Annotated in this window: 26 protein-coding genes and 1 pseudogene; 2 read left to right on the top strand and 25 right to left on the bottom strand. The window is 40.7% G+C overall.

Going from position 1 to position 24,090, the window contains the following annotated elements:
- Position 1 precedes the first annotated feature (1 nt).
- Positions 2 to 1,534 carry an aspartate aminotransferase family protein gene (locus FTV18_RS01790; protein WP_125278393.1) on the bottom strand — a complete coding sequence of 511 codons (1,533 nt, stop codon included), beginning with the start codon at positions 1,532 to 1,534 and terminating at the stop codon, positions 2 to 4.
- 3 nt (positions 1,535 to 1,537) lie between these two features.
- On the bottom strand, positions 1,538 to 2,911 hold the full coding sequence (locus tag FTV18_RS01785) for a diaminobutyrate--2-oxoglutarate transaminase (RefSeq protein ID WP_159123116.1): 1,374 nt from the start codon (positions 2,909 to 2,911) through the stop codon (positions 1,538 to 1,540).
- A 474-nt stretch (positions 2,912 to 3,385) separates the two neighbouring features.
- Between FTV18_RS01785 and FTV18_RS01780 the strand changes: the two genes are divergently transcribed.
- The gene (locus FTV18_RS01780; protein WP_004646521.1) at positions 3,386 to 4,090 is read left to right on the top strand and encodes an SIMPL domain-containing protein; all 705 of its coding nucleotides are present in this window, start codon (positions 3,386 to 3,388) and stop codon (positions 4,088 to 4,090) included.
- A 235-nt stretch (positions 4,091 to 4,325) separates the two neighbouring features.
- Here the strand turns inward: FTV18_RS01780 and FTV18_RS01775 are convergent.
- From FTV18_RS01775 to cgtA, 20 genes and pseudogenes are all read right to left on the bottom strand, one after another.
- A pseudogene (locus FTV18_RS01775) lies at positions 4,326 to 5,048 on the bottom strand (IS5-like element IS17 family transposase); the annotation flags it as partial.
- Between the two features lie 76 nt (positions 5,049 to 5,124).
- Positions 5,125 to 6,321, bottom strand: a complete 1,197-nt coding sequence (locus tag FTV18_RS01770; protein WP_180016708.1) for a hypothetical protein — start codon at positions 6,319 to 6,321, stop codon at positions 5,125 to 5,127.
- Positions 6,318 to 7,448: a hypothetical protein gene (locus tag FTV18_RS01765; RefSeq protein ID WP_180016710.1), complete on the bottom strand. Its 1,131-nt coding sequence runs from the start codon at positions 7,446 to 7,448 to the stop codon at positions 6,318 to 6,320. The genes FTV18_RS01770 and FTV18_RS01765 overlap by 4 nt, the downstream gene beginning before the upstream one ends.
- Positions 7,449 to 8,088: 640 nt before the next feature.
- Positions 8,089 to 8,409 (bottom strand): terminase small subunit, encoded by a 321-nt coding sequence (locus FTV18_RS01760; protein WP_180016712.1) that lies wholly within the window; start codon positions 8,407 to 8,409, stop codon positions 8,089 to 8,091.
- 83 nt (positions 8,410 to 8,492) lie between these two features.
- Positions 8,493 to 8,810 (bottom strand): HNH endonuclease, encoded by a 318-nt coding sequence (locus FTV18_RS15835; protein ID WP_180016714.1) that lies wholly within the window; start codon positions 8,808 to 8,810, stop codon positions 8,493 to 8,495.
- 56 nt (positions 8,811 to 8,866) lie between these two features.
- Positions 8,867 to 9,220 (bottom strand): hypothetical protein, encoded by a 354-nt coding sequence (locus FTV18_RS01750; RefSeq protein WP_180016716.1) that lies wholly within the window; start codon positions 9,218 to 9,220, stop codon positions 8,867 to 8,869.
- Positions 9,217 to 9,864, bottom strand: a complete 648-nt coding sequence (locus tag FTV18_RS01745) for an HK97 family phage prohead protease (protein ID WP_257218564.1) — start codon at positions 9,862 to 9,864, stop codon at positions 9,217 to 9,219. The genes FTV18_RS01750 and FTV18_RS01745 overlap by 4 nt, the downstream gene beginning before the upstream one ends.
- A gap of 70 nt (positions 9,865 to 9,934) precedes the next feature.
- Positions 9,935 to 10,897 (bottom strand): hypothetical protein, encoded by a 963-nt coding sequence (locus FTV18_RS01740; protein ID WP_180016720.1) that lies wholly within the window; start codon positions 10,895 to 10,897, stop codon positions 9,935 to 9,937.
- A 66-nt stretch (positions 10,898 to 10,963) separates the two neighbouring features.
- Positions 10,964 to 11,326 carry a hypothetical protein gene (locus FTV18_RS01735; protein WP_180016722.1) on the bottom strand — a complete coding sequence of 121 codons (363 nt, stop codon included), beginning with the start codon at positions 11,324 to 11,326 and terminating at the stop codon, positions 10,964 to 10,966.
- 341 nt (positions 11,327 to 11,667) lie between these two features.
- Positions 11,668 to 13,818: a DUF3987 domain-containing protein gene (locus FTV18_RS01730; protein ID WP_180016724.1), complete on the bottom strand. Its 2,151-nt coding sequence runs from the start codon at positions 13,816 to 13,818 to the stop codon at positions 11,668 to 11,670.
- Positions 13,815 to 14,210 carry a hypothetical protein gene (locus FTV18_RS01725; protein WP_180016726.1) on the bottom strand — a complete coding sequence of 132 codons (396 nt, stop codon included), beginning with the start codon at positions 14,208 to 14,210 and terminating at the stop codon, positions 13,815 to 13,817. The genes FTV18_RS01730 and FTV18_RS01725 overlap by 4 nt, the downstream gene beginning before the upstream one ends.
- Positions 14,203 to 14,517, bottom strand: coding sequence for a hypothetical protein (locus tag FTV18_RS01720; RefSeq protein ID WP_180016728.1), 315 nt, complete (start codon positions 14,515 to 14,517; stop codon positions 14,203 to 14,205). The genes FTV18_RS01725 and FTV18_RS01720 overlap by 8 nt, the downstream gene beginning before the upstream one ends.
- On the bottom strand, positions 14,514 to 14,645 hold the full coding sequence (locus tag FTV18_RS15660) for a hypothetical protein (protein ID WP_005221560.1): 132 nt from the start codon (positions 14,643 to 14,645) through the stop codon (positions 14,514 to 14,516). Before FTV18_RS15660 ends, FTV18_RS01720 begins: the two co-directional genes overlap by 4 nt.
- Positions 14,642 to 14,845 carry a hypothetical protein gene (locus FTV18_RS01715; protein ID WP_180016730.1) on the bottom strand — a complete coding sequence of 68 codons (204 nt, stop codon included), beginning with the start codon at positions 14,843 to 14,845 and terminating at the stop codon, positions 14,642 to 14,644. The genes FTV18_RS15660 and FTV18_RS01715 overlap by 4 nt, the downstream gene beginning before the upstream one ends.
- A complete protein-coding gene (locus tag FTV18_RS01710; RefSeq protein WP_151826045.1) occupies positions 14,842 to 15,060 on the bottom strand; it encodes a helix-turn-helix domain-containing protein in 219 nt (72 codons plus the stop codon). The genes FTV18_RS01715 and FTV18_RS01710 overlap by 4 nt, the downstream gene beginning before the upstream one ends.
- The gene (locus FTV18_RS01705) at positions 15,057 to 15,332 is read right to left on the bottom strand and encodes an AlpA family transcriptional regulator (protein ID WP_126562358.1); all 276 of its coding nucleotides are present in this window, start codon (positions 15,330 to 15,332) and stop codon (positions 15,057 to 15,059) included. Before FTV18_RS01705 ends, FTV18_RS01710 begins: the two co-directional genes overlap by 4 nt.
- A 102-nt stretch (positions 15,333 to 15,434) precedes the next feature.
- Positions 15,435 to 16,034: a hypothetical protein gene (locus FTV18_RS01700; RefSeq protein WP_151833926.1), complete on the bottom strand. Its 600-nt coding sequence runs from the start codon at positions 16,032 to 16,034 to the stop codon at positions 15,435 to 15,437.
- Entirely contained in the window at positions 16,034 to 17,155 is a 1,122-nt protein-coding gene (locus FTV18_RS01695) for a site-specific integrase (protein ID WP_180016732.1), read from the bottom strand. The genes FTV18_RS01700 and FTV18_RS01695 overlap by 1 nt, the downstream gene beginning before the upstream one ends.
- Before the next feature lie 192 nt (positions 17,156 to 17,347).
- The gene (gene proB, locus FTV18_RS01690; protein ID WP_180016735.1) at positions 17,348 to 18,481 is read right to left on the bottom strand and encodes a glutamate 5-kinase; all 1,134 of its coding nucleotides are present in this window, start codon (positions 18,479 to 18,481) and stop codon (positions 17,348 to 17,350) included.
- Positions 18,482 to 18,508: 27 nt separating this feature from the next.
- Positions 18,509 to 19,714: an Obg family GTPase CgtA gene (gene cgtA / locus FTV18_RS01685; RefSeq protein WP_004782712.1), complete on the bottom strand. Its 1,206-nt coding sequence runs from the start codon at positions 19,712 to 19,714 to the stop codon at positions 18,509 to 18,511.
- 274 nt (positions 19,715 to 19,988) lie between these two features.
- Between cgtA and FTV18_RS01680 the strand changes: the two genes are divergently transcribed.
- Complete coding sequence (locus FTV18_RS01680) at positions 19,989 to 21,173, top strand: MFS transporter (protein ID WP_180016737.1); 1,185 nt, start codon at positions 19,989 to 19,991, stop codon at positions 21,171 to 21,173.
- Positions 21,174 to 21,479: 306 nt separating this feature from the next.
- Here FTV18_RS01680 and FTV18_RS01675 read toward each other — a convergent pair whose 3' ends face one another.
- The 3 genes from FTV18_RS01675 to FTV18_RS01665 all read right to left on the bottom strand — a co-directional run bounded on the left by FTV18_RS01675 (position 21,480) and on the right by FTV18_RS01665 (position 24,026).
- Entirely contained in the window at positions 21,480 to 21,950 is a 471-nt protein-coding gene (locus tag FTV18_RS01675; protein ID WP_005107387.1) for a hypothetical protein, read from the bottom strand.
- 37 nt (positions 21,951 to 21,987) lie between these two features.
- Positions 21,988 to 22,356, bottom strand: a complete 369-nt coding sequence (locus FTV18_RS01670; RefSeq protein ID WP_180016739.1) for a helix-turn-helix domain-containing protein — start codon at positions 22,354 to 22,356, stop codon at positions 21,988 to 21,990.
- 212 nt (positions 22,357 to 22,568) lie between these two features.
- Positions 22,569 to 24,026 (bottom strand): glyceraldehyde-3-phosphate dehydrogenase, encoded by a 1,458-nt coding sequence (locus FTV18_RS01665; RefSeq protein ID WP_004782721.1) that lies wholly within the window; start codon positions 24,024 to 24,026, stop codon positions 22,569 to 22,571.
- Between the last annotated feature and the right edge of the window lie 64 nt (positions 24,027 to 24,090).

Here is a 24,090-nt window from a genome sequence, read left to right as displayed (position 1 = left end):
CTTATGCGATTGGCGGTGTATAAGTCCCATCCGCAATTGAATCTTTGATACGGTCCGCTTCTGCAAGCACAAGTGCCAACAGGTTCTTCACGTTTTCAAGCGTTGCAACCGGGCTTAAAGTCGTCATTTTCAGTGATTGAACTTGACCCACTTTAGTCACACCAATATTCGCTTCACCACGTGCAAACAGTTCGTCTGCGACGTTCTGGTTCAAGGCATCGACAAACTCAGCTGGATAGCCTGCTGGAACTACACGGAACAATACTGATGCGAATTGTGGCTCAACCAGAAGTTCTAAACCATCAGTTGCTTTGATGTAGTCTGCCACTTCGCGAGTCAATTTCACGCCATGGTCGATCATCGAACCATAAAGCTCTTCACCCAGCGCTTCTACAGTCATCCACAATTTCAATGCGTCGAAACGGCGAGTGGTTTGTAGTGACTTCGATACCAGGTTAGGAACACCGTGCTCTTCGTCATAAGCAGAGTTCAGATATTCTGCTTCGTAGTGCATGAAACGATAGTTCGCTTCATCTTTCAGCAAGAACGCACCACATGAAATCGTCTGGAAGTAATGCTTATGGAAATCCAATGTCACTGAATCAGACAACTCGATACCATCCAACATAGAACGATAGTCATTCGACAGGATCAGTGCCCCACCCCATGCTGCGTCGATGTGCATCCACGCGCCATACTTATTGGTGATTTCACGAATCTGTTTGAGGGGATCAATTGCACCAGCATCAGTTGTACCAGCAGTTGCCACCACACATGCCACGATCTTGCCTTCAGACTGAAGATGTGCCATGGTTTTTTCCAGAGCATCAACATCCATCTGCGCATTTTCGTTCACAGGAACAGTCACAACGGACTGGAAGCCCATGCCCATCATCGCCATGTTCTTTTGCACAGAGAAATGCGCATTTTCAGAACAGATGACTTTGACGTTACGCATTGCATCCGCTGGGATACCATCACGCTGAACCGACCACGGATTACCGTTTTCATCTTTCCAGTTTTTTGCGATACAGGCATCACGCGCCAGCAATACGCCCATCAGGTTGGATTGTGTACCACCAGAAGTGAATACACCCGCCTGACCTGAACCATAGCCAACTTTCTGACGTAGCCAGTCAATTAGCTGCACTTCCATCAAAGAACCCGCTGGGCTTTGATCCCAAGAGTCCATTGACTGGTTAGTGGCATTAATCAACACTTCCGCGATCTGGCTAGTGACCATCGTTGGGCAATGCAAATGCGCTAAAGAATGCGGGTGATGTACTTTCAAGCTCTTGTTGAGGAATAGCTCAACCATACGCTCTAAAGACTTTTGTACGCCCAGACCTTCTTTAGAAGGATTGAAAGCAATTGCGCTACGCAATTCCTTGATGCTACCGCCAGTATACATCTTGTCGTTTTGCAACCATGCTGCAACCGCTTTGGTCGCCTGATCCATCGCCGACTCATAGTCAGCGATAGATGCAGCATCATTGCAGAGTAACGCTTTACGGTGTTCTGCAAAATCTACCATGAATTATGCGCCTCGAACTGCGACTAGAGCTTCAGCAACCGCTTTCTTGAAGCGAACCAGAACTTCTTCACACTCAGCTTGAGTGATGATCAATGGGCAAAGTAAACGGATCACTGTACCGTTACGACCACCTTTTTCCAGCAACAGTTTGTTGTTGAAACAAGCGGTTTGAATTGCTGCAGCCAATTGGCCATCAGCAGGGAAAGAACCCATATGGTCTGCTGGTTTACGCTCGTCGACGATTTCAACACCGATCATCAGACCGCGACCACGTACGTTACCAATACATGGGAATTCAGCCGCCAGTTTTTTCAGTTCAGCTTGCAGGAAATCACCACGTTCTTGTGCATTTTGCGCAAGATTTTGTTCTTTAATGGTTTGTAGCGTCGCAAGACCTGTACCCATTGCCAGCTGGTTACCACGGAAAGTACCGGTATGGCCAGCAGGTTGCCATGCATCGAACTTACGTTTAATACCCAGTACTGCAAGTGGCAAGCTACCGCCAACGGCTTTAGACATTACAACCACATCAGGTTCGATACCAGCATGTTCGAATGCGAACATTTTGCCTGAACGCGCAAAGCCTGCTTGAACTTCGTCAAGAATCAACACAATGTTGTGTTTTTCAGTCACTTCACGGATTTTCTGCAACCATTTTACAGGTGCTGTTACCACCCCACCTTCACCTTGAATCGCTTCAAGAATCACAGCTGCTGGCTTGGTTACACCGCTTTCGACATCTTCAATGAAGTTTTCGAAATAATAGGTCAAAGCATCAACACCCGCTTCACCGCCTAGACCCAATGGGCAACGGTATTCATGCGGATATGGCATGAATTGAACGCCTGGCATTAAACCATTCACCGAGTTCTTCGCAGACAGGTTACCTGTCATTGCCAAAGAACCGTGAGTCATACCGTGATAGCCACCAGAGAAGCTGATCACTGAACTACGGCCAGTAAAGGTTTTGGCAAGTTTAATCGCTGCTTCAGTCGCATCTGCACCAGATGGACCACAGAACTGCAGGCAATATTCTTCTTTACCACCTGGCAGGTAAGCAAGAAGTGCCTCAGTAAAAGCATCTTTTAAAGGAGTGGTGAGATCCAGCGTATGCAGTGGAAGACCGCTTGCAAGTGTGTCCTGGATACTTTGAATGACCGCAGGGTGATTATGGCCTAATGCCAATGTCCCTGCCCCAGCTAAACAATCAAGGTACTCCGTACCTTCAACATCGGTAACCCAGCAACCTTGTGCTTTCGCTATCGCTAACGGTAATTTACGTGGATAACTACGCACATTCGATTCCATCTGACTTTGGCGAGTCAAGTAGTATTCGTTTGTGGAATTGGTGGCAGGATTTACAGAAGAAACGCTCATATCGAATTACCATCTCTGATATGGGTTGAAAGAAATAAGTCTGGTGACTTGCGGTCGTTTGACTCGGTGCTTTATATAATCTAGTTAGACAATTTTCTATTCAGTAACTAGGAGAGGCGGATGATACAGTTTTTTTCAGGAAAATAAATAACTTTCAACTCAATTTACCTGAAAATTTATCGAAAAAAAATATCATGCCTGTCTAAGCTCTAAATTATCATCTTAACGTGTGACAAAGGAAAGAAAAGCAGCTTCTTTTATACTTTTTTGTAGCCTTTCAGAAAAGTTTGCAATTATTTTAATAATGCATTAATAAATATATAATTTTTAAAATAATTAAACTTTAAAACTACAGAAAAAATAATCGAAAACTTAACACTCTTACCACAAATATTTCGTAAAAAGATCACAATTGAGATTTAATATTTTAACAACGGCTTAGATGGCCAATTTTAAGAAAAACAGGACAATTTCATGCGTCTCTTAGCACTTACCAGTTTGATCCTTGCCAGCACCCTCGCCACAGGCGCATTTGCAGCTCCTGCTGAATCTCTGAATTATAATGTTGTTAATCTTTCAGCAGAGGCTAGCCGTGAAATCTCAAATGATGAAATGCATGCTGTGCTTTATATTGAAAAATCCAACAAACAGCCGGCTGAACTAGCCACTCAAATTAACCAGCTGATGAATCAAGCAATTGCCACAGCACGCAAATATCCAACTGTGAAAATCGAGACTGGGGCACAAAGTACTTACCCTATTTATGACAATGACAACCGTAAATTGAAAGAATGGCGTGGTCGTGCCCAGATTCGTCTAGAATCAAAAGATTTTAAAGCGACATCTCAATTAATTGCTGAATTACAACAGCACTTCCAGACCCAGTCGATTAATTTCAAGGTATCTGACGAAAAGCGTAAAAAAGTTGAAAGCGAACTGATGATTGAAGCCACCAAAAACTTCCAGCAACGCGCACAGGCACTCACCCAGACCTGGAACAAACCGAGTTATCAACTGGTGAACTTAAACCTGAATACTAACAATTATTCACCACAGCCAGTACCGCGTATGGCCATGATGAAATCTGCATCGGCTGATATGGCGGTTCCTGAGCAGGAAGTTGCGGCAGGCGAATCGCAAATGACCGTCAGCGCGAATGGGGCGATTCAGTTTAAATAATCGACTAATCTCCCATAGCAAAGTAGATAATTAATATTATTTTAAAGAGAATTTATTTTTGCAATAATTGATTAAATACTAAAAAACCTCTCAAATTGAGAGGTTTTTTTAGTATCAACGAGGTTTTGTTATAAGAGGACCAATTAGTTGTACGATAGATTTTAGGTGTGGGCTTATTCATCTAAGAATTATATTGCTGAATAAGCTGTTACGGACAGGTTTGTGCAACAAAACCTGTTCGAAGTAATTCATTTCGCTCTAGCGAGCTACTCTTTGTATCTTTCCATGGTTTCGCATTTTTTCTAGGTGGAATCACCGCATGTGCTTGCCGATCTGCAATGACCTGACGGCATTGCTTGGTGTCATAAGCTCCATCGGTATAAACAGAGTCAATCTGCTCATCTTGTGGAATCTGATTAAGTAGATCACCAAGCACCTGTGAATCACTGACATTATTGGTTGTGAGCTGAATAGCGCGTATTTGTAGGGTTTTGGCATCTATACCAATATGTAGTTTACGCCATTGGCGACGATATTCAGCTCCATGTTTCTTGCGTTTCCATTCACCCTCACCTAGAAACTTCATGCCTGTAGAGTCTACGAGTAGATGCAGCCCATCGCTACTTTTTTGGTAGCTGATTGCAATATCAATATGCTTTTGTCTTCTACAAAGCGTACTGTAATCTGGTGCGGTCCAATTTAATCCGCAAAGTTCAATCAGACTTTGCACAAAGCCAGTAACCATACGTAAAGATAGACGGAATAAGGATTTAATCATTAAGCAGCATTGGATAGCTGCGTCGGAGTAGGTTTGATTTCGCCCTTGTTTGCCTTTTGATGGAGCATACCATTGCGTAGCAGGATCAAACCAAATGGCAATATTTCCGCGACTCATGAGTGCTCGGTTATATGCGGGCCAATTGGTTGTGCGGTAGATTTTGTGTGTAGGCTTCTTCATTTGAAAATTATATCGCTGAAAAAGCCTTTACGGATAGGTTTGTGCAACAAAGCCATATGTAGACGTAATAGAGCAGTCATAGATTTCCACCTTTTTTACGCGGATGAATCTGAAATAAAGCAACTTGATCAGTCGTAATCATGTATTTAAAGTGACGACATAAATACATATAGATAAAAATCATAAGTATACTTGTGATTAAAATAAAAAGAATGGCAAATGATATGTGAAAAAAATCCTTAAATGGATAAGCAAGCCATAAGCTAGTGAAGATCAAGATAAGTTGAAAACTGGTGAATTGAATTGCTAATTTTTTGCGCTTTCGCGTCTTTTTTAATTCATTCAAAGGCTTTGGATTTTGCCAAATTTGCTGTGCATATTCACATTTGCTTAGTTTGATTTTTTTATGTTTTTGATGATCAAAATCAGCCAAATTGGAAGATAACGCTAGCTCAAAATCGTGGATATTTTCAATCTGGCTCAACAGATAAATGTCTTCAAAAATCTGCCCTTTAAATATATACGACCAGGTCTCACTCTGTGCCAAATATTGAATTTCAATACTATGTAGATCATCAGGGTGAATTACTATAGGCAGCGGGAGCGGGCCTTGGGTGAATAGCCAAAAAGGTTGGCAATTAAAGAAAAAACGGCTAGGTTTAAACTTCACGTTTTGTAGTTCATGATCTTTTAAATATAGTTGAAGCAAAGTTTCAGACTCAGAAGATAAATAAAGAATGACAGACTGATTTATTAAAGCGTAGATAGCGCTTTCTCTGTCATTAAAATCATCAGGATTAAAAATATCAATTTGGTAAAAATGTTTAAAAATACGTGTTTGAATTTGAGATTCTCGATTCAAATATTCAATCTCAAACTCAATCAGATTTTTTTTAGGCATATGGGAAATAATTTTTCTGATGATGCCTGTTGAAGAAAAATATGTATATTTCTCATTCTCAGGTTTAATTTTTTGCTTGATTTTATAGTCAATCCAGATTTGATAAGCCGATTGGCAAATCATGAGTACAGACAAAATATAAATATAATGTTTGATTGTAAGCCCTAAAAAAAGCCTATTTTTATCAAATAACAAAAGTATCAAAGCCAACAGGAAGAGTATAGGAAAAGTATTTTTGTGAACTAAAAATGCATTGATTTTTGAATGTTTATAATCAAGTTTCGCCTGCTTTAAAAGTTGAAATTCAAATAGTGATTTCTCCTCTTTGTTAGTGCAAATACTATGTTGACCTAAGGAATCAGGTATCATCATGGCTGATGCCCCTGTATTACTTCTAAGTGTTTAAAGGCATCTTTTTGAATCCAAAAATCTTTAAAATATCCTTCATTAATGGCAACTGGGTAGGATTGCCCAGATTTTAAGTTATGATTAAATCCTGCCCATTTTTGATTGATATAAATTTCATCTAGACCAGTTTTTTCAGTGAGTTCTAGTGGGAGTTGCCAAGTCTGATAACGCGCATTGGTTGCAATCAGTTGAAGTATGTGAGTGTGTGTGATGGGAGCTTGAGCTTCATTGTAAAGGCGATTTGCTTGTAAGCCGACAAAATACAAACACGGCCCGAGCACTACACTACATATTAAAGTCGTGATAAATGCATATGCTTTTCTCTCTGCACGAATCACTATATAACCAAGAATAAAAGTGAAAAGAGTGGCAGGAATTAATCCTAGATAAGATTCAGTACCAAAATGTAGACCATCCATTGGTAGAAAGACGCATAAAAAACCAAGAATCACCGCTATAAAAATTAGAATAAGAGGAGTTTTACCAATATCCTGATGAAGCTCAGGTTTAGTGGACTGATGGGGTTGATTAACAACCGGAATATCAAAATACCAATCCTGCTTTAAATGTCTTAACAAGCTCTCGCTTTGTTCTTTAGAAAGCTCTTGCAGATTAATCTGTTTTAATACAGAGAATTTCTGAATGGCTGAAATATTGGATTGAGTATGCAATGGAATGAATTGTAAAAGACCAATTTCTTTTAGATTCAAGTCTTGCTTATCATCAGATTTACGACTGAATAACTTTTTAGTCAGTATGGGGTGCTTTTGCTTAAATGCCATATTAAAAGGTAGTGTAATATGCATTTTCTCGATATCACTTCGTGCGATTCTCCTCCGGAATAGAGGTGTATATGCCAGCTCCAAATAATGTGTTGTGAGGATGAGTTTTGTTGAGCTGGAAATTACAAAGACAATAATAAAAAGGCCAAAATCAAAATAATCAATATTTTGAAATTCTCCGACTAGGATGTGCTTTAGATTAAAACAGACCAAGAGGATTAGAGCAGATAAAGATGCCCAACTAGCGAGTTTATACTGATAAGGTTTGAAATTTAAAATTTCACGTTCGGGTAAATAATAATTAGTCATAGGTGATCTTATTGTTTTGATTTTAAAACATTATATAAGAATCACTGAAATTTTCCATCACCACTTCTGACTTATAACAGTCCTTTCCTTTTGACTTATTCAGAGCATTTATACATTTTTATGAACTTCATCCTAACTACAAAGAAATCGTAGATTGATCACCACTACATAAGATAAAAGCCCATTTTAAAATGGGCTTTTATAAATTCATTTTCAAGTTTTTCTCAAGGAATACATTCCTAAAAGACTCAAACTAGTAAATCGCCATATGATTGTGATTTAGCATAGATTTAACCTCATGTTTTTATTGTATTTTATTTTCTCATTTAAATTTTAACCTCCAGCCTAACCTCCAGCACTCTAAAAAAATCACAAAATACTTTCGATTGCAGATACGTGCATCCAGTCGCGTGTGCTTGGCCGCGGTTGGAGATTTTGAATAAGCTGCTCCCCTATGTGGTGGCTCAGGTATGGTGGTCTTGACCATCGGGGGGGATTGTTGTTCTTCAGCACATCAAAGATAAGGAACCGGCCTGCTAAACTCATCTTAATTCTATTGGGATTTTAAGCCCTAAAACCACAAGTTAGCCGTGTTGTGCGCGCGCGTACGCGAATACATCAAGTTTAATAAATAGTCAATTCAGGCGTGTTTTGAGTGGAAATAAGGCAGTAAAAATATAGCTACCTCCAATCTGGTGTGCATATCCACCATCTCATCATTCATAAACTGAGTGAGCAACTCAAGCGGATCGGTTGAATTGTTAATAATCTCTGGAATGTTAATATTTTTAGGTTGTATATCTCTCTCCAGATAAAACCTCACCTGTTTATCTTGCATCAACCTATAGCCTTGTTGCTTTGCTGATTTTTCAGGACATCCAGCATAAATAGCAGCCTCCTTTTGATTCATGCCTTGCCTGATACCCTCAATAAATTTCTGTTTTTTCTTGGTTAGCTCCATCGGTAAACATTCCTAAAAAAGCAGTTTTTTTTGCAAATGTGAGGGTGCGCGATTAACGACAAACACTTCCCTTTTTTTATCAATCAAAGCCCGCCCCTACCTCTCAAGGTCGCTTCTTCTGCTGTCTTTAACTCATGACAAGGTGATTTGCATAATAGCTGTAAGTTATTCAGGTTATTCGATCCACCCATCCACAATGGTTTTATGTGGTCTACTTCCATCTCAAACATGCTGACCCTGCCACACTTAGCGCAAGTGTATTCACCTTTAAGCAATACCTGTTGTCTGATCCGCTGCCAAGTGTTGCCATATAATCGGGCTGTCCCTCTCTGCACCTGGTCAATCCGTGACTTGGTCTTTGCTATCTGAAGTCGTGGTTTTAATGTTGGTAATCTTGCCATTGTCCTGTCCTAAATAAAAAAAGTGATGGGACTAGCCCACCACCTGTATTGAATAACTATGCTTTAAAGGATCGGGTCTGATTGCTTTTAATCCTTCCCCATATTTCAAAAGCTCTTTTAACTTTCGGGTTGCTTCTATTGTTCTTCAGATAAGCATCAAAGTCATTTCGATAAATATGAAACAACATGGCAATCTTAACCAATTCCAGCTTATTCTCCTGGCTCTCCCATAAGCACAGCACCTCTGCAATTCCTTCAAGCGGTAACCTTTGCACACTAGATATAAAGTCAATTTCTGCTGGCTTCATTTGTCGGCCGTTATGCTGATGCACCTCCACAGAATACTCGCGGAACTTATAATCATTCTTTGGGAGCATTGCCATCATTCTAGTTTTAAATGTTGGTTTCATAAGTCACCCCTTAAACTGTCTGCCATCAATCGAACCTTATTGGCTTTATCTTCACCAAACTCATTAATGAATGGCTCCAGCAAGCTCTTGCGCTTCACCTGATCGGCATAGGCCAGTTGAGCAGCTAGTAGCTTCTCCTGGTGGCTTAATCCATCCGCTACAATATCTGCACCGATTGGTGATAACTTCACACCGCCTGTATTTAATTTAACAGTCCTATGTCCTGATCCTGATAATCGCACCCCTGCATTAGATGCTCGCTTAACCTCGGTAATTGTGGCCTGAGCATTACATGGGATTGTTACGGCTGATACTTCAAAAATCTCGGTAGCCGTGTAATGAATGCCACCACCTGAACGAACATCATAATCTAATGGTCTAAAGCCAATACTTAAACCACGAACCAAACCTTCCTTGATTGCATTCCAGGCATGATCTACCTGATCCTTTAAACTTCCAGCTTCTTTGATTTTTGCAATCTGCACCTCGATTTCTAAACCTTTACTGGAACGCTTTGCAGCAACTACATTGCCAATAGGCTTCGAGTGGTCATGCTGCCAAAGAAAGGGGAAAGGTAGATCGAACAACATGCCATTGGGTTCAACAATATCGTTTGCCCGATCCGGTGAAATAGTGGAGGCCATCCCCTTAATGATTCGCTTTTCGTTATCTACTGATTTTATTGTCAATGTTGAATAGGCTTTTTCCATATCATCAACCTCCTACCACTTCAGCATCTTCAATCACTGTTGCTGCATATCCATCCAGGAACTTGTAGCCATTAATACCCATTACTTTAATTGCCACCTTATTTTCCTGGAATAAATAAACAGGCTCGTTTGTCATCGTGGTAACTGTGGCTTCATTAGTAAGTTTTATTTCTACACTTGGATCGGTGGCAAAAATGAGCTTGGTTAGATCAAGTACAATCTTCTGATTTTCATCTACTGATTTATTTGTGATAACTGGAATACCTCGGATTGATCCGCCATTTACACCCAGGCTATCTAGCTCCAACTCATTCGCAATATTTAAAGCAGTAAACGGATTAAGCAGTAGGATTGCGTCCTGTGGGTCATCAATCGAAGCTAAGGCATTGGTAATGTCTGCCAGTAGTGTCGGCATTGTGGAGCCTGTTGCGGTGACTGTGGTCGCGTCTGTTGTAATGGATTCGATAAAGTCTGCATTCTCGCCAGCAACATAGCTATTAATTAAAGCTGTGTTAATCAGTGGCTCTACAAGGTCATAAGTGCTGCTTTCAAAATAACGCTCTGGAAAGATTGCATAGCCACCAATTTTTTTAAAATCTAAAGTAATTCCAATTTGAGATTTTTCAGTCAAAATTTTAGTAGGTTCTTTTTGCGGAACAACTTCACAAGGTGCTAAGTCGAAGGCACTAAGAGGTTTATTTAGTGGCATGTATAAGTTTTTGCCAAGTGCTTCAATCTGACCAATCAAACTTTTTTCTTTTACTAAATTAATAAACTGCTGACTGGCTGCAATGGCTGCATAATCTGCCTGTGTTGGGTCTGTGAAGCCTTTTGATGCCATCATCTGTGCAACGGCTGAAGCTGCGCCAAAGTGCTTAATTGCTACTTCTTGCGCTGGGATATGGTCTTTTTCTGCCTGACGTTGAGCAAATACGCTTTTAACTAAGGTAGTGACATTGGTTTTCATAAAAAAAATACTCATATAAAGGATATGAGTAAATATAGGGTTTAATTATTATTCTATGTTTTGGCTTTATAACGCCTTATAACTATCTCGTTTAGCCAGGTATTCGGCAATGCTGTAGATCGTGTATCTGTACTCATTGCCCACCAGTACACAATCTGGAGTTAATCTTTTTTGCAGTCTAGCCACCCTAAAAAATGCTTTTGATTTATCCAGCAACTTAACTGCCTGCTGCTCTGAAATCGTACCGTTTTGGCTTGGCTTAATATTCATCTCGATAGCTTTCACATATAGATTATTTATATAAGGCTGAATATCTCCCGACCTCTCTGACATGACCTTTTTTAATTGCTCTACAATCATTTTTGCATCTGGTCTATTAATGCCATTTTCCTGTAAAACTGTTTCTATAATTTCGGGTTGAATCATCATAATTAATCAATCCTGTATCATTTGTATTTTTCCTAAATCCAGTACATAATTGGCTTATAGGGTTATATCTTCTTGCCCTTCTAAGCCACCTTTCTAGCCCATTGGTGGCTTTTTAATGTCTGTAATTTTCTGCCAACTCTATAAATTTTGCGATTTTGCGATTTTTCCTTGTAAGCCTTGCCCTGTCTATCTTTCCGCTTCGCATTGCTCTTGCGATTCGTATGCGACATATGCGGAGTATATCGGATCATTTCGCATACTCCGCATTGGAATCGCACACCCTTTGCGACATGGATAACCTTATGCCATAAGGGTTTCAGCCATAAATCGCAAAATCGCAACTATTTCAGCAATGCCGGATTTAATTCAATGTAAGTGGAGCGGTTAATTGTCACCAGTCGCACATAATTAAACTCGATCAGCTCATTCAAACAAGGATCAAATTCCTTCGCTTTTCTTATTTGAAGTGGTGCGCCTTTCATCGCTACCGTTCTTTGCAATCGGTTGGTTTTTTCCTTTTTGCATTTGGTTAAAAGGTACTTAATCAGCTTCTCAGAATCACTTTCATCGGCTACTTCAATATCTGAATATCGGAACCACTCAGACAAAGAATGTCTAATAACGGCACAAGCTGCCTGCATGATTTCAGAATCAATTTCAGACTTGTTTTCAAAGTAAGCCAGGACAGCACCTAAACGTCTGGCAAGCTCATTTGCACGACTGGCAAAAGGCTGCATAAATTCAAACTGTTTTCCGCTACCCTGCAAAATCTCACACTCATTGTAAAATTCAAGCTCCAGCAACTCGGCTTCACTGGATAGCTGCATCACTGGAAAGTATGGAACCTCTCCCGATTCATTTAAAAGGACTGGTAACTCATCTTTTAAAATATCTCTACAGCGATTCCAAAATTTAGTTAATCGAGGGTCATTGTGTGAATTTTTTAGCTTTTGTCTAAATTCAACTGTATGCGTCCGCTGCCCAGCAATACTCTCTGGAGCGGTTAAAATGAATCGAGGTAAAAAGCCCTGTCCTCTTAATGTCGGATCGTTTAAAGCTCCAGCCAGTACAGCACGTTGCCCAAGTAGGTTGAAGGTTAGGCGAACATCATAGGCCATTCCGTTGTCATCAGATGAAGCACGGTTTCTCTGACAATAGCCATCATCAAATAACTTGGTAAATGCACCTAACGCACTTTTGGCCGTGTCACCCTTCATTGTGTGACCATCAAAGAACTGTCCAGCCTCATCGCTACTCAATGAAGCATTTTTCACAATTCCTTTAATGTAAAACTTGGTCAGGGTTTCAATAGTAATGTCTGAAAAAATACTAGTCGGATCGGTTGGTCTGGGATTATCTAAAGCCCACTGCGCGAACTCTTTGGATTCAATTGTTTTTGACCGTGCATTCCAATCTTCCAGTGATTTTTTATACTCATCATACTGCTGGCGTTCATGCTCTCGAATGGGTAATTCAACCAGCTTTTGACAAGATGATTTACGCCCACCGCTACCACCTTCCGTTAAAAAGAATAAGGAGGCTGGCATCCCCTCCCTGTTGGTTTCTTTGGGTGCATTTACCTTACCTTGTGCTAAAAACGAAATACTGGCTAAAACACATTGAGCAGCCATTGCAACCGGAGCTTGCACATATTCAGCGGTTGCAAGGATTGCATTCTTCACAACTTCCGGTAGCTCATCAATAGGATAAGGTTTTGATTGGATCAGGGTGTCATTTCTCAGGCTTATTGGAGCTTGCCAGTTATCCAGCTTTTCAGCTTCCCGATCCGCTGGCATATACTCAACTTGAGGCTGTGCGATTAGGTCAGATTCGATTGATTTTATGATCTGCTGTTTTTTATCAAAGAAAAACTTTTTAATCAGATTAGGACTTAAATTTTTTAAATCCTCATCTGCCTGGATAAATAAATCAGCATTATTGACTGGCGGTTTTTCACCGACCATCATTCTAAATATTGTTTCAGGCATACCATTGTTTATAATCTGATACGCTGCATCAATATCTTTATGAAGCACAACGGCCTCCCCAGCCTTAGCAAGTTTCACAAATAAATCTATATTGTCTGTACCTAGAACATACGGCATATATTTATTATTTGTGTTGCTTGCGATTACTCCAGCTTTTCCAATCAAAAATGATACTTTCTGAGAATCAATTTCTTTGTGTGGTGTCTGATCCGTGTCGTATTTTTTGGCAATGCCTTTGATTGCATAGCCTACAATTTCGCTCAATTGCTCAGGATTCACATAAGGCAGTACTGTGCATTCTTCACAGTTATAATCCGGCAATTTAGAGTAAATATAACTCTCAGGCTTAACTTTGAGATTGCGCTCATCAATACAGCCTGTCGTAAAATCTTCAATTGAATGAAATTCAGTTATATTGCCTGTCACTGGATCGGTGCTGACTGCTAAGGGAGCGGAACCACCAAACAAGTCGATAGTTTTATCACACGGGATTTTTGCATTCATACTGCACCCCCTTTCATAACAGCATAAACCGCAGTTTCTAATGATTCTTTTAATTGTCCAGCCACTAAGAACAGGCCGTGTATAGCTGCTGCTGTGTGGCCTTTAGCTAGATTGAAATCTGATAACTCATCAATAGTGACTACAATGCCATTCGCTAAGTCGATATAAGCGGAAATATATAATTTAGTTTTTACACTAGCACTTTCAATATCTTCTAAAGCACCATTCGCCAGCACTTCACACACACTGAGCATGGCCTTTGCGTCACCATCTGAAAGGCTGCACTGGTCGTAGCTAGTGTATAAGCGAAGCAATACGCTCTCTAGTGATTCAAGATAGACTTGAGCATCTTCTAAATGATTTGCTGCTGTTTTATTGATTTGATTAAGCATGAGAATGCGCTCCTGAGTTTGTAGGAGCCTTGCCAATTACGACCAAGTAATTTAGGTGGCAAAGCTGAAAGGGGTTGGTCGACCAGTAACTCAGGTGACTGGCAAGCGCGAACGCTTCCCCCTCCAGCTTCGCCATAACATGCGAACGCATAGAGATATTACGCATACAAAAAAAGTCCATTAAGCGGACTGTATGCGCTGAGTATTCATAGCCGACCAAAGCTAACTTTGAGATTTTGCCCAAAGCAAGAGAACTATAACCAATATGATCTGGTCTTTGCAATGTGAATTTTTCAAATAGTTTCATTTTTTCCCACCTTTAATGCCCTGGTGCTGCTGGGATAATTTGAAGTTTTTAAAATAGTGGCTCTCTGCTGCCAGTGGCTTCATGTATTCAACAAGTGATTTCAGATAGTGCTTATGATTGTTTTTCATACATCAAACTCCTCTTGTATGATTTCAATCACTTCAATCATTTGCTCTCTGATTTCTGCCATTGAGAAGATGCGCCCCTCCTCAATCTCAATAATTAAACCGACTGCAACATCGTAGATATTGGCTAACCGCATTTCGTCATCGGTCATGGGTTGGCTGTCGGCTTGAGTTTCAGATTTAAAATCTATTATTTGGCTCATGCTGCCACCTGCTTAATAAGTTCATAACGTGCATGTCTGCCAATGCCTGACTTATTGCGCTCGTTATGGGTCACAATGTCATAGCCTGCATTGCGTAAACGCTGAATAATTGCGCTCAGTCGGTAGCAGTTAAAAAGGTCGATAGCCTCGGCCTGTGAAATGGTCTTGCCTTGCTTGAGGTGTGCTAGGACTTGTTTTAATTGGGTGTTATTCATGCTGACTGCTCCTCAATCCACTTCTGAACGTCTGAAGCTCTCCAGACAGTGACATTGCCACCCATGCGGATCGGCTGCGGAAATTTACCTTCACGTGTCCAGGCCCATAGAGTTTTTTCTGAGATTGGCAAAATACCTTGTCGTGCTGGCTTGGCGTTTAGTTTTCGGGTTTTTCCGGCATTTGCGCCAGTTTTATAAACGTGGATTTTTTCTGGAGTGGCTGGAGCTGAAGCGATTTGTTTAGCTCGGTAGAATTGTTCGCGCGTTTGCATACTGCACCTTTCTATTACGTTATGCGTTATTGCATAGGTGCAGTTTCGTTTTTCTAAGATTTGTGTATCAGGGTAGAAAATCACCCTCTTTAAGTTGAATAACTACCTGTTTTTATTTTTACTTATAATTTTTCTAATCTTATCAATATCTTTTGGAACTGTTGGTATTTGATTTAATCGCAAAAAATCACTAATAAAACTGTATTTATCTTCAGCCTTAACCTTGCCAGTCTTACACTTTTCAAAAAGAAAATTTATTGTGCAGATAAGATTAGCCTCAATATGATTTGTATTTCTTCCCTTTAAATTAGAATATTTTTTGATTTCTTCTTTTGAGTAAATAATTGAGCATTGATATTTAATTAATGAGGATTTTAATTCTTCATCAAGTAAGCTACTTAGCCCCATCTTGTACCAGGCTTCAAGCATATAAGCATTTTGATTTAATGATGTTAGATTAATTTCATCAACTAAATTTTTAATTAATCTCTCCATTTTCTCGAGGTGGATAACATCCTCCTGCGCTGAATTTCTTGTTTCTCTGACCTGAATATCTAGTTTCGCTCTACCCAGAATCAAGCCAGCATCATCTAAAAAAGATTGCCTATCAATATTCAGGCCATCAAATAAATATAAGCTCTGCTCAGATATAGAGGTATTCAAAAAACCGCCATCACATTGTTTTTCTCTTTTTCTAGCCATCACCCCACCCCATTAATTTTATTCGCCAGCTCTGTCGCAGTCGGGTTGTAATACTTCATCAGCGTTTTTAAATCTTTATGTCCTGTGACTTTTGCCAAGTCTTGAACTGGTAGTTTTTGGGATAGTCTTGTGGTGGCCTCATGCCTGGTGTCATGGAAATTTAAATCTTCAATTTTTAGTTTTTCAGTAACGACCTGCCAGAAATACTGTGAAAGTGTATTCGCGCTTGTGAGAGTGCAAACTGTTTCTTCATGGATTCCCTTCATCAACTCCAGCAATTCTTTTGCTTTCATGGAGAGTGGAACCTTCCGTGAAGTACCGTTTTTTGTATCAGGCAAAAGCACATAATCATCCGTGATATTCGCCCATTTCATACCAACGATTTCGCTGGCTCTCATCGCTGTTTCGATAGCAAATAAGAATGCCCAGGCGGTCTGCTGTTTTTTATTCACTGGCTGGGATGTTGGGTGATAACTGAATGCTTTTAGAATCTGATCTATTTCATTTTGAGATATGCGCCTGTCCCTATGGTCTGATTCGCTTGGCTTTGAAATATCAGTCAATGGTGAACCTGTGATGATACGAAGCTCCTGTCGTGCATACTTGAACACACTACCCAGCAAGCCTAAATCTCTCTTAACTGTTGCAGCCTTAACCATCTTCAGGCGTTCATTTCTAAACTCAATCATATCGAGCTGATCCACCTGGCTAACTGGCTTCTGCATAAGTTTAGGAAATAACCGGATAAATAAGTTGAGAGAAGCAACTTCCTGCCTATGTCCTTTATGAGTGGGGGATACAACATCCCTATAAGATTCAATCAACTCTCTAAAGCTCATGCCTTCAAGCTGCTTTTGCTTTTCTTCTTTCTTTTTCTGACCTGGACTTATACCACTGGCCAGCATGATTTTTATTTCATCACGCTTTAATCGTGCTGCTTTAATAGAGATAAGCGGATACTCGCCTATTGTGATAGTCCCTTTTTTCCCATCAAGCGTATAAAGCACCTTCCAGACTTTCTTCCCAGTTGGAGAGGTGAATATATATAGCATGTCACCATCACTGACCTTGAACAGCTTTTCTTTTGGCTTTATAGCTTCGATCTGTTGTTTAGTAAGCATTGCACACCTGTGGAGGTTAGAACCACATAAAAAAAAGAGGTTAGACTGATTTAACCTCCAGTTTAACCTCCATGTGTACGGTGTTTCAATGAAATTACTTGTTATTGCTTAACAGTACAAAACGATATAAAAATATTGATTTTCAATCACTTTCATAGTGTTTTTCACACTGCAAGTAAGTGCATGTTTTTGCTAGTAAATAGCCATATGATTGCGATGAATCATTTCTAGTGAACGTGCCTCACCTAACACCTGATGTACTTTATCTGATGCCAGACCACGAACGATATCTGCTGAACGCGAACTGAAATTGACACGACCGACCGCAATCCGGTGACCTTGTGTATCGACACATTCAACCACATCACCGCGTTCGAAATGACCCTCAACCGCTTTCACCCCTACAGGCAACAAGCTGCGATGATTTTCTTTGATGGCTTTAACCGCACCATCATCAATTACCAAACGACCTGCGGTTTGCAGATGCGCTGCCAACCATTGCTGATGTGCAGTCATGCGATCATCATCAGTGATAAATAACGTACCCAACATTTCACCTGCCATCAGGCGCGATAAAACATTGTCACTATCACCACTAGCGATCAAGGTTGGGCAACCAGATTTCGCAGCCAGACGTGCAGCACGAACTTTAGTCAGCATACCGCCACGACCAAATTTTCCGCCGCCGCCTGCCATATCAAACAGGCTTTCATCCATGGCACGCACGGTATGGAACAGTTTGGCATCCGGATTAGAACGTGGATCCGAGTCAAACATGCCTTCCTGATCAGTCAGGATAATCAGCAGATCTGCGTGAACTTGTCCCGCCACCATCGCAGCTAAGGTATCGTTATCACCAAAGCGAATTTCGTCAGTAGAAACCGTGTCATTTTCATTAATGACCGGAATCACATGCCAATCAATCAGGTGCTGCAAAGCATCACAAGAGTTGAGATAGCGACGACGGTCTGCCAGGTCATCATGAGTCAATAACACCTGAGCAGTTTGAATGCTGTGTTTTTCCAGCACACTTGACCAGGTCTGGATTAAACCCATCTGACCAATGGCAGCACAAGCCTGAAGACTGGGTAGATCGGTGGGTCGATTCTCAAGTTTCATTCGAACCATACCTTCAGCCACAGCTCCGGAAGAAACGAGAATAATCTCGTGTCCGGCATTGTGTAGATCCGCGATTTGTCCCGCCCAATGCGAGATAGCATCTAAATCTAAACCTTGCCCGTTTGCTGTGAGTAAAGATGATCCGATTTTAACAACGATTCGTTTACAACCCTTGAGCTGACGTTGCCCATCTACCACTTCTATCATCTTGTCCTCAGACTTATCTTTAAAAGATTAACGTACGTAATATACTTCTACGTCGCTGTCGTCATCATCTTCATCATCAAAGTCATCGCCGCCCAGACGTTGAGCGCGACGCATTTCACGATAAGCTTCTTTCGCAGCAATCGTTTGTTCACGTGTTTCAGCTTCAAGCTGATCACGGAATTCTTTCATCTCTGCTGCGTATTCAGGATCTTCAACTTCGCGTTCGCGTTGCTGCTCGATTTGATCCATCAGGTAATACACCACATCCTTAGTTCCTTCAGCCGTTAAGCCTGAAGTTTTAAAGACAGGACCTTCCCACTGCAATTCTTCAAGAATGTGATTACACCATTCATCGCGGGTATCTACAGCAAGCTGATCGACCTTATTCAGAACCAATACCACTGGTAATTTTGAAAGTGTTGGGGAGAATTTTTGCAACTCATTCAAAATCGCTTTGGCATTGTAAGCTGGATCTGAACCGTCAATCGGTTGAACATCTACAATGTGAAGCAGAATACGGGTACGTGCCAAATGTTTCAGGAAGCGAATCCCGAGACCTGCACCTTCTGCCGCACCTTCGATCAGACCTGGAATATCCGCCATTACAAATGAACGGTGACGATCCGCATCCACTACACCCAGGTTAGGTACCATGGTCGTAAATGGATAATCTGCAACTTTTGGTTTTGCAGCAGAAACTGCACGGATAAAGGTTGATTTACCTGCGTTTGGCATGCCGAGCAAGCCAACATCAGCCAGCACTTTCAGCTCAAGACGGATTTCACGGAATTCGCCTTTGGTACCATGCGTACATTTACGCGGAGAACGGTTGGTCGATGATTTGAAGTGGGTATTACCCAAACCACCTTGGCCGCCATGTGCCACTAATACTTTCTGGCCGTCTTCAACCAGATCGCCAATAATATCGCCAGATTCTGAATCGACGATAGTTGTTCCCACAGGAACTTTTAAAATAACTGATTCGCCACCACGACCAGCACAGTTTGCGCCAGCACCGTTTTTACCACGTTCAGCGCGAAATTTACGGGTATAACGATAATCTACAAGGGTACTCGTGTCGTCGTCAGCCTGAATATAAATGCTGCCGCCACGACCACCATCACCACCATCTGGACCACCAAATGGTACGAACTTTTCACGGCGAAAACTGGCTACGCCATTGCCACCGTCGCCAGCCTCTACGGTAATGACTGCTTCATCAACAAAGCGCATAATGCCAATCCTCTAAAAACTTTAAAAACCGCCTATTCTGCCATATTTTAAAGCATTTCTCGACTACATTTATGCACTATTCCATGAAGATCGCTCATTTCAAGGGTAATTTCATTCAGCTTGTCTCAAAATACAAAACCGTCTGAAAAATATTCAGACCTATAAAAATTCAAAATATAGTTTTTAAAGCTTAATTGATCGTTTTTTATTATTTCTGATTTGGCATCGAGCTGCCTATAGTGCTCAACGTCGAAAAAGAGCCCATGGTATAGCTATGACCACAGAAAAGAATTCTGTCAGCCCATTGTCATCACAATTTGTATTACTTATGGCAATGGCATGTGGTCTCTGTGCCGGATCAGCTTATTTTAATCAGCCCTTAATCTATTCAATCGAGGAAAGTTTAGGAATTACAACCAGTCAGGCTGGCTTAACGGTAGTAATCGCCCAGATTGGATACGTACTGGGCTTAATGCTGTTAGTACCATTGGGAGATTTCTTGAATAAACGTAAGCTGATTGTCAGTCTGATGGTCTTTGCAGCCATTTCGCAGATTCTGCTTTCATTCAGCACGACTTTATCAACGCTTTATGTGTTTACCTTATGTGCGACATTTGGCGCAATCTCGGCTCAGGTTTTAATCCCTTTTGCTTCTACGATTAGTCCATCTGAATCCAGTGCTACCATTGTCGGTAAACTGATGAGTGGCTTGGTGATGGGCATCATTCTGTCGCGGACTTTTGCTGGCTTTGTTTCGACCTACTGGTCTTGGGAAGGTGTTTACTTATTTAGTGGAATCATTACCCTGCTTTTTGCCACTCTCATGTGGAGAAAACTACCGGATACTCAACCGCAGGCGGGTTTGACCATTGGCAGTATCTATCGCTCTTTATTTGTCATCGCTAAGCAGAACCCGCATCTGATTCGTCGTGCCTGCGCAGGTGCTTTAGGCTTCGGTATTCTATCTATGGTCTTTACTTCCATGACCTTCGTACTAGGTAGCGCACCTTACCATTTCACTGATTTTGAAATTGGCCTGTTCGGCTTACTCGGTGTGATTGGAATTTATTCATCAAGCTGGTCAGGCAAAACCGTAGGACAAGGCAGAGAAAATCTGGTCGCCAAGCTATGTATTGCTTTAATGCTCAGCTCTACACTGCCCTTATATTTTGCCCAGCAGAATATTGTGATCTATGCGATTGGCGTATTGATGGCTTATTTTGGCCTGACCGCATTCCATGTATTAAATCAGAATCTGGTTTATCGGATTGACCTGAAATCACGTTCCAGAATTAATGCAGTATATATGACCATTTATTTTAGTGGTGCAGCTTTAGGCTCACTCGGTGCGGTTTATGCCTGGGAGCACTTTGAATGGGTTGGTTGTGTGGTACTTGGCCTTGTTTTCTCGATTGGGATTTTGCTGATTGATCGGTGGGATTTTAAGAGGATGGAATAATTTTATATGTAATAAATAATAGACTTCTTTCATAAGTCAGAGAATACTCCATATTAAATTTATAAAATCAGCACTGCCTCACATTGCATTTTTTTATTTTGATACCTTTGAGTGGGCCATCGCTCTACTTTTGAAAGGTCAAAAGTAGCAAAAAACCTTTTGTTTCCCATACACAACATCCTTGTTGTGATGGGAAACGTGTGGCATCCCTGCCACACTTATGAATCCAATACCAACTCAAATCTATTGTTTATTTTAGATATATAATTTACTTATAGTCATTAAAAAATGATTTATGAAAGAAATTTATTTTTGGTGTTTAAAATATGCCATAAGTAAATATTTAGATTCTTTAATTACTTCACGCATTACCTCAACTAGGTAAGGAAAATTATTATCTAGAATGATATTTTTAAACTCAGCTCCTTCAAATTTTTCTAATGTCTTATATACTCTTGTAATCTCATCTTTTAACTCTAATAGCTCATCATGCTTATTGAAGGTGAGTTCATAAAAAAACTGGGCTTTCGATCTTATTTTTAAAGCTATATTCTTAAGATTTTCGAGTTCTACTATAGCTCTTCTTTGGTTCATAATTGCACTATGAACTTCTAAGCATTGACTATCATAATCATTTATTAACATTAATAATGATTGAGCCTCATTAGCTATTACTTCACTACTTTTCTGAGTCTTCCATTCCTTTGAAATCAGCCATGCCACCCCAGCCGCTATAAGCGTGGCCGTTGCCCCCCAGTCCCAATTAGATATATCCATTTACTGTCTCTTCTAAATTTAATCTAAATTAAATTTGTTATATACGTTCTTTATTTTCCAAAATCTCAGGCAGGCTTTTCTCAATCCAGCCAATCAAATTCATTATTTTTTCAGCTGCTTGTGAGCCAGTAATCGTCAACTGATATTCTACTTTAGGTGGCACCACCGGATAGACAGTACGCAGAATAAAACCATCTTGTTCCAGCATTTTTAAAGTCTGGGAAAGCATCTTTTCACTGACACCTTCAATGCGCTGTTTCAACTCGCTAAAGCGATGCACACCTTCACTCAGGCAACGTAAAACCAAGATCGACCATTTATTGGTGAGATGTTCCAGTATTTCACGGGATGGGCATTCATTAGATAGCACCTGCCCCAGTAATGGACTGATTGCATACTTGGTCATTGAAGAGTTCCTTTCTTGATCACGGTTTTTAGTTATTACTTACTATTTTTAATGTACTTACCATTTGTAAGCTAACAGATTCATATGAGCGTATCAAGGTGAATTTTCCATCAATTAATGCATATGATTTGATAAAACTAATTTTCCACCTTTATCTTCCACAATAAAAAAGAGCCTCAAAAGAGGCTCTTTTTTTAGATGACTTCTACAAATTATGCATTTGTTTCAGCAGGAACTTTTGGATAGCTTACGCCGCCCATTTGTTCAGCAATGCGAAGTACCTGGCAGCTATAACCTACTTCGTTATCATACCAAACGTAGCAAGTTAAACGGTTGCCTGAAGTGATGGTCGCTTGAGCGTCGAATACACCTGCAGTACGAGAACCGATAAAGTCAGAAGATACAACTTCAGTCGAGTTTGTATAACCGATTTGACCTTGAAGGTTAGAATTGATTGAGATTTGGCGAATGTATTCATTTACTTCATCACGATCAACTTCTTTGTCTAAAGTCAGGTTCAGAATTGCAAGAGATACGTTTGGCGTAGGAACACGTACAGAGTTACCAGTCAACTTGCCTTTCAGTGCAGGAAGTGCTTTCGCAACCGCTTTAGCAGCACCAGTCTCAGTGATAACCATGTTCAATGTTGCAGCACGGCCACGACGGTCAGCTTTGTGGTAGTTGTCGATCAGGTTCTGGTCGTTTGTGAACGAGTGAACTGTTTCAACGTGACCATTGATCACTGTGTATTTGTCGTTTAACACTTTCAGTGTTGGAGTGATCGCATTGGTAGTACAGCTTGCAGCAGAGATGATTTGATCTTCATCAAGGATGTCAGCCTGGTTCACACCAAATACAACGTTCTTCATGTCACCTTTACCAGGTGCAGTCAGAATTACGCGAGCAGCGCCTGGACATTTCAGGTGTTGAGCAAGACCTTCAGCATCACGCCATTTACCAGTGTTGTCGATCACTAAAGCATTTTCGATACCGTATGCAGTGTAATCCACTTCAGATGGATTAGATGCATAGATCACTTTGATGAACTGGCCGTTTGCAATGATTGCTTCGTTTTCTTCGTCTACAGAAATCGTACCCGCAAATGGACCGTGGATTGAGTCACGACGTAATAAAGACGCACGTTTTTCAAGGTCACCGTCAGATGATTTACGAACTACGATTGCTTTCAGGTTCAAGCCGCGGCCTAGACCTGACTGGCTGATCATCAAACGGGCCAGGATACGACCGATACGACCGAAACCGTAAAGCACCACGTCTTTACCTTCTACAGAAGTTGCATTGCCTTCAAGTGATTTCACAGCGTCAGCAACGAATGCGTTAACATCACCACCTTTTGCTTTGAATTCAACAGCAAGTTTGCCTAGATCAATTTCAGCAGTACCGATGTTTTCCACTTTTGCCAATGCTTCAAGGATTGGGAAAGTGTCTACAACAGAAAGCTCAACGTCTAATACGCGAGTACGACGATGCGCTTTAAGTATCTGGATTACAGAACGGTTAATTAAAGAGCGACCGTAAACTGTAGCTACGATATTTTTTTCACGATATAACTGACCTACTAGGGCAATCATACGTTCCGCAAGTTCTTCACGGTTTTTCCAACGACCTTGGTGCTCTGCATGGAGGGCAACGATAGTGTCTTTGCTCACAGATACGTCCTCTAATTAATTGTAAATCTAAGCATAAATTTCAAAACCCGATAATTGTAATGGA

The organism is Acinetobacter sp. YH12241 (assembly GCF_013417535.1).
Taxonomy (GTDB): domain Bacteria; phylum Pseudomonadota; class Gammaproteobacteria; order Pseudomonadales; family Moraxellaceae; genus Acinetobacter.
The sequence above is the reverse complement of the archived record's forward strand: the minus strand, read 5'-3'. Positions and strand labels throughout refer to the sequence as shown.

What these genes read in the sequence shown, in the direction of transcription:
- FTV18_RS01785 (WP_159123116.1), bottom strand. Translation starts at nt 2,911, where the DNA reads ATGAGCGTTTCTTCTGTAAATCCTGCCACCAATTCCACAAACGAATAC.
- FTV18_RS15660 (WP_005221560.1), bottom strand. Translation starts at nt 14,645, where the DNA reads ATGAAAAACAATCATAAGCACTATCTGAAATCACTTGTTGAATACATG.
- cgtA (WP_004782712.1), bottom strand. Translation starts at nt 19,714, where the DNA reads ATGCGCTTTGTTGATGAAGCAGTCATTACCGTAGAGGCTGGCGACGGT.
- FTV18_RS01780 (WP_004646521.1), top strand. Translation starts at nt 3,386, where the DNA reads ATGCGTCTCTTAGCACTTACCAGTTTGATCCTTGCCAGCACCCTCGCC.
- FTV18_RS01750 (WP_180016716.1), bottom strand. Translation starts at nt 9,220, where the DNA reads ATGAAACCAACATTTAAAACTAGAATGATGGCAATGCTCCCAAAGAAT.
- FTV18_RS01745 (WP_257218564.1), bottom strand. Translation starts at nt 9,864, where the DNA reads ATGGCCTCCACTATTTCACCGGATCGGGCAAACGATATTGTTGAACCC.
- FTV18_RS01705 (WP_126562358.1), bottom strand. Translation starts at nt 15,332, where the DNA reads ATGCAAACGCGCGAACAATTCTACCGAGCTAAACAAATCGCTTCAGCT.
- FTV18_RS01720 (WP_180016728.1), bottom strand. Translation starts at nt 14,517, where the DNA reads ATGAAACTATTTGAAAAATTCACATTGCAAAGACCAGATCATATTGGT.
- FTV18_RS01770 (WP_180016708.1), bottom strand. Translation starts at nt 6,321, where the DNA reads ATGATGATACCTGATTCCTTAGGTCAACATAGTATTTGCACTAACAAA.
- FTV18_RS01675 (WP_005107387.1), bottom strand. Translation starts at nt 21,950, where the DNA reads ATGGATATATCTAATTGGGACTGGGGGGCAACGGCCACGCTTATAGCG.
- FTV18_RS01695 (WP_180016732.1), bottom strand. Translation starts at nt 17,155, where the DNA reads ATGCTTACTAAACAACAGATCGAAGCTATAAAGCCAAAAGAAAAGCTG.
- FTV18_RS01680 (WP_180016737.1), top strand. Translation starts at nt 19,989, where the DNA reads ATGACCACAGAAAAGAATTCTGTCAGCCCATTGTCATCACAATTTGTA.
- FTV18_RS01730 (WP_180016724.1), bottom strand. Translation starts at nt 13,818, where the DNA reads ATGAATGCAAAAATCCCGTGTGATAAAACTATCGACTTGTTTGGTGGT.
- FTV18_RS01735 (WP_180016722.1), bottom strand. Translation starts at nt 11,326, where the DNA reads ATGATGATTCAACCCGAAATTATAGAAACAGTTTTACAGGAAAATGGC.
- FTV18_RS01670 (WP_180016739.1), bottom strand. Translation starts at nt 22,356, where the DNA reads ATGACCAAGTATGCAATCAGTCCATTACTGGGGCAGGTGCTATCTAAT.
- FTV18_RS01740 (WP_180016720.1), bottom strand. Translation starts at nt 10,897, where the DNA reads ATGAAAACCAATGTCACTACCTTAGTTAAAAGCGTATTTGCTCAACGT.
- FTV18_RS01790 (WP_125278393.1), bottom strand. Translation starts at nt 1,534, where the DNA reads ATGGTAGATTTTGCAGAACACCGTAAAGCGTTACTCTGCAATGATGCT.
- FTV18_RS01760 (WP_180016712.1), bottom strand. Translation starts at nt 8,409, where the DNA reads ATGGAGCTAACCAAGAAAAAACAGAAATTTATTGAGGGTATCAGGCAA.
- FTV18_RS15835 (WP_180016714.1), bottom strand. Translation starts at nt 8,810, where the DNA reads ATGGCAAGATTACCAACATTAAAACCACGACTTCAGATAGCAAAGACC.
- FTV18_RS01710 (WP_151826045.1), bottom strand. Translation starts at nt 15,060, where the DNA reads ATGAATAACACCCAATTAAAACAAGTCCTAGCACACCTCAAGCAAGGC.
- FTV18_RS01700 (WP_151833926.1), bottom strand. Translation starts at nt 16,034, where the DNA reads ATGGCTAGAAAAAGAGAAAAACAATGTGATGGCGGTTTTTTGAATACC.
- FTV18_RS01765 (WP_180016710.1), bottom strand. Translation starts at nt 7,448, where the DNA reads ATGACTAATTATTATTTACCCGAACGTGAAATTTTAAATTTCAAACCT.
- FTV18_RS01725 (WP_180016726.1), bottom strand. Translation starts at nt 14,210, where the DNA reads ATGCTTAATCAAATCAATAAAACAGCAGCAAATCATTTAGAAGATGCT.
- proB (WP_180016735.1), bottom strand. Translation starts at nt 18,481, where the DNA reads ATGATAGAAGTGGTAGATGGGCAACGTCAGCTCAAGGGTTGTAAACGA.
- FTV18_RS01715 (WP_180016730.1), bottom strand. Translation starts at nt 14,845, where the DNA reads ATGAGCCAAATAATAGATTTTAAATCTGAAACTCAAGCCGACAGCCAA.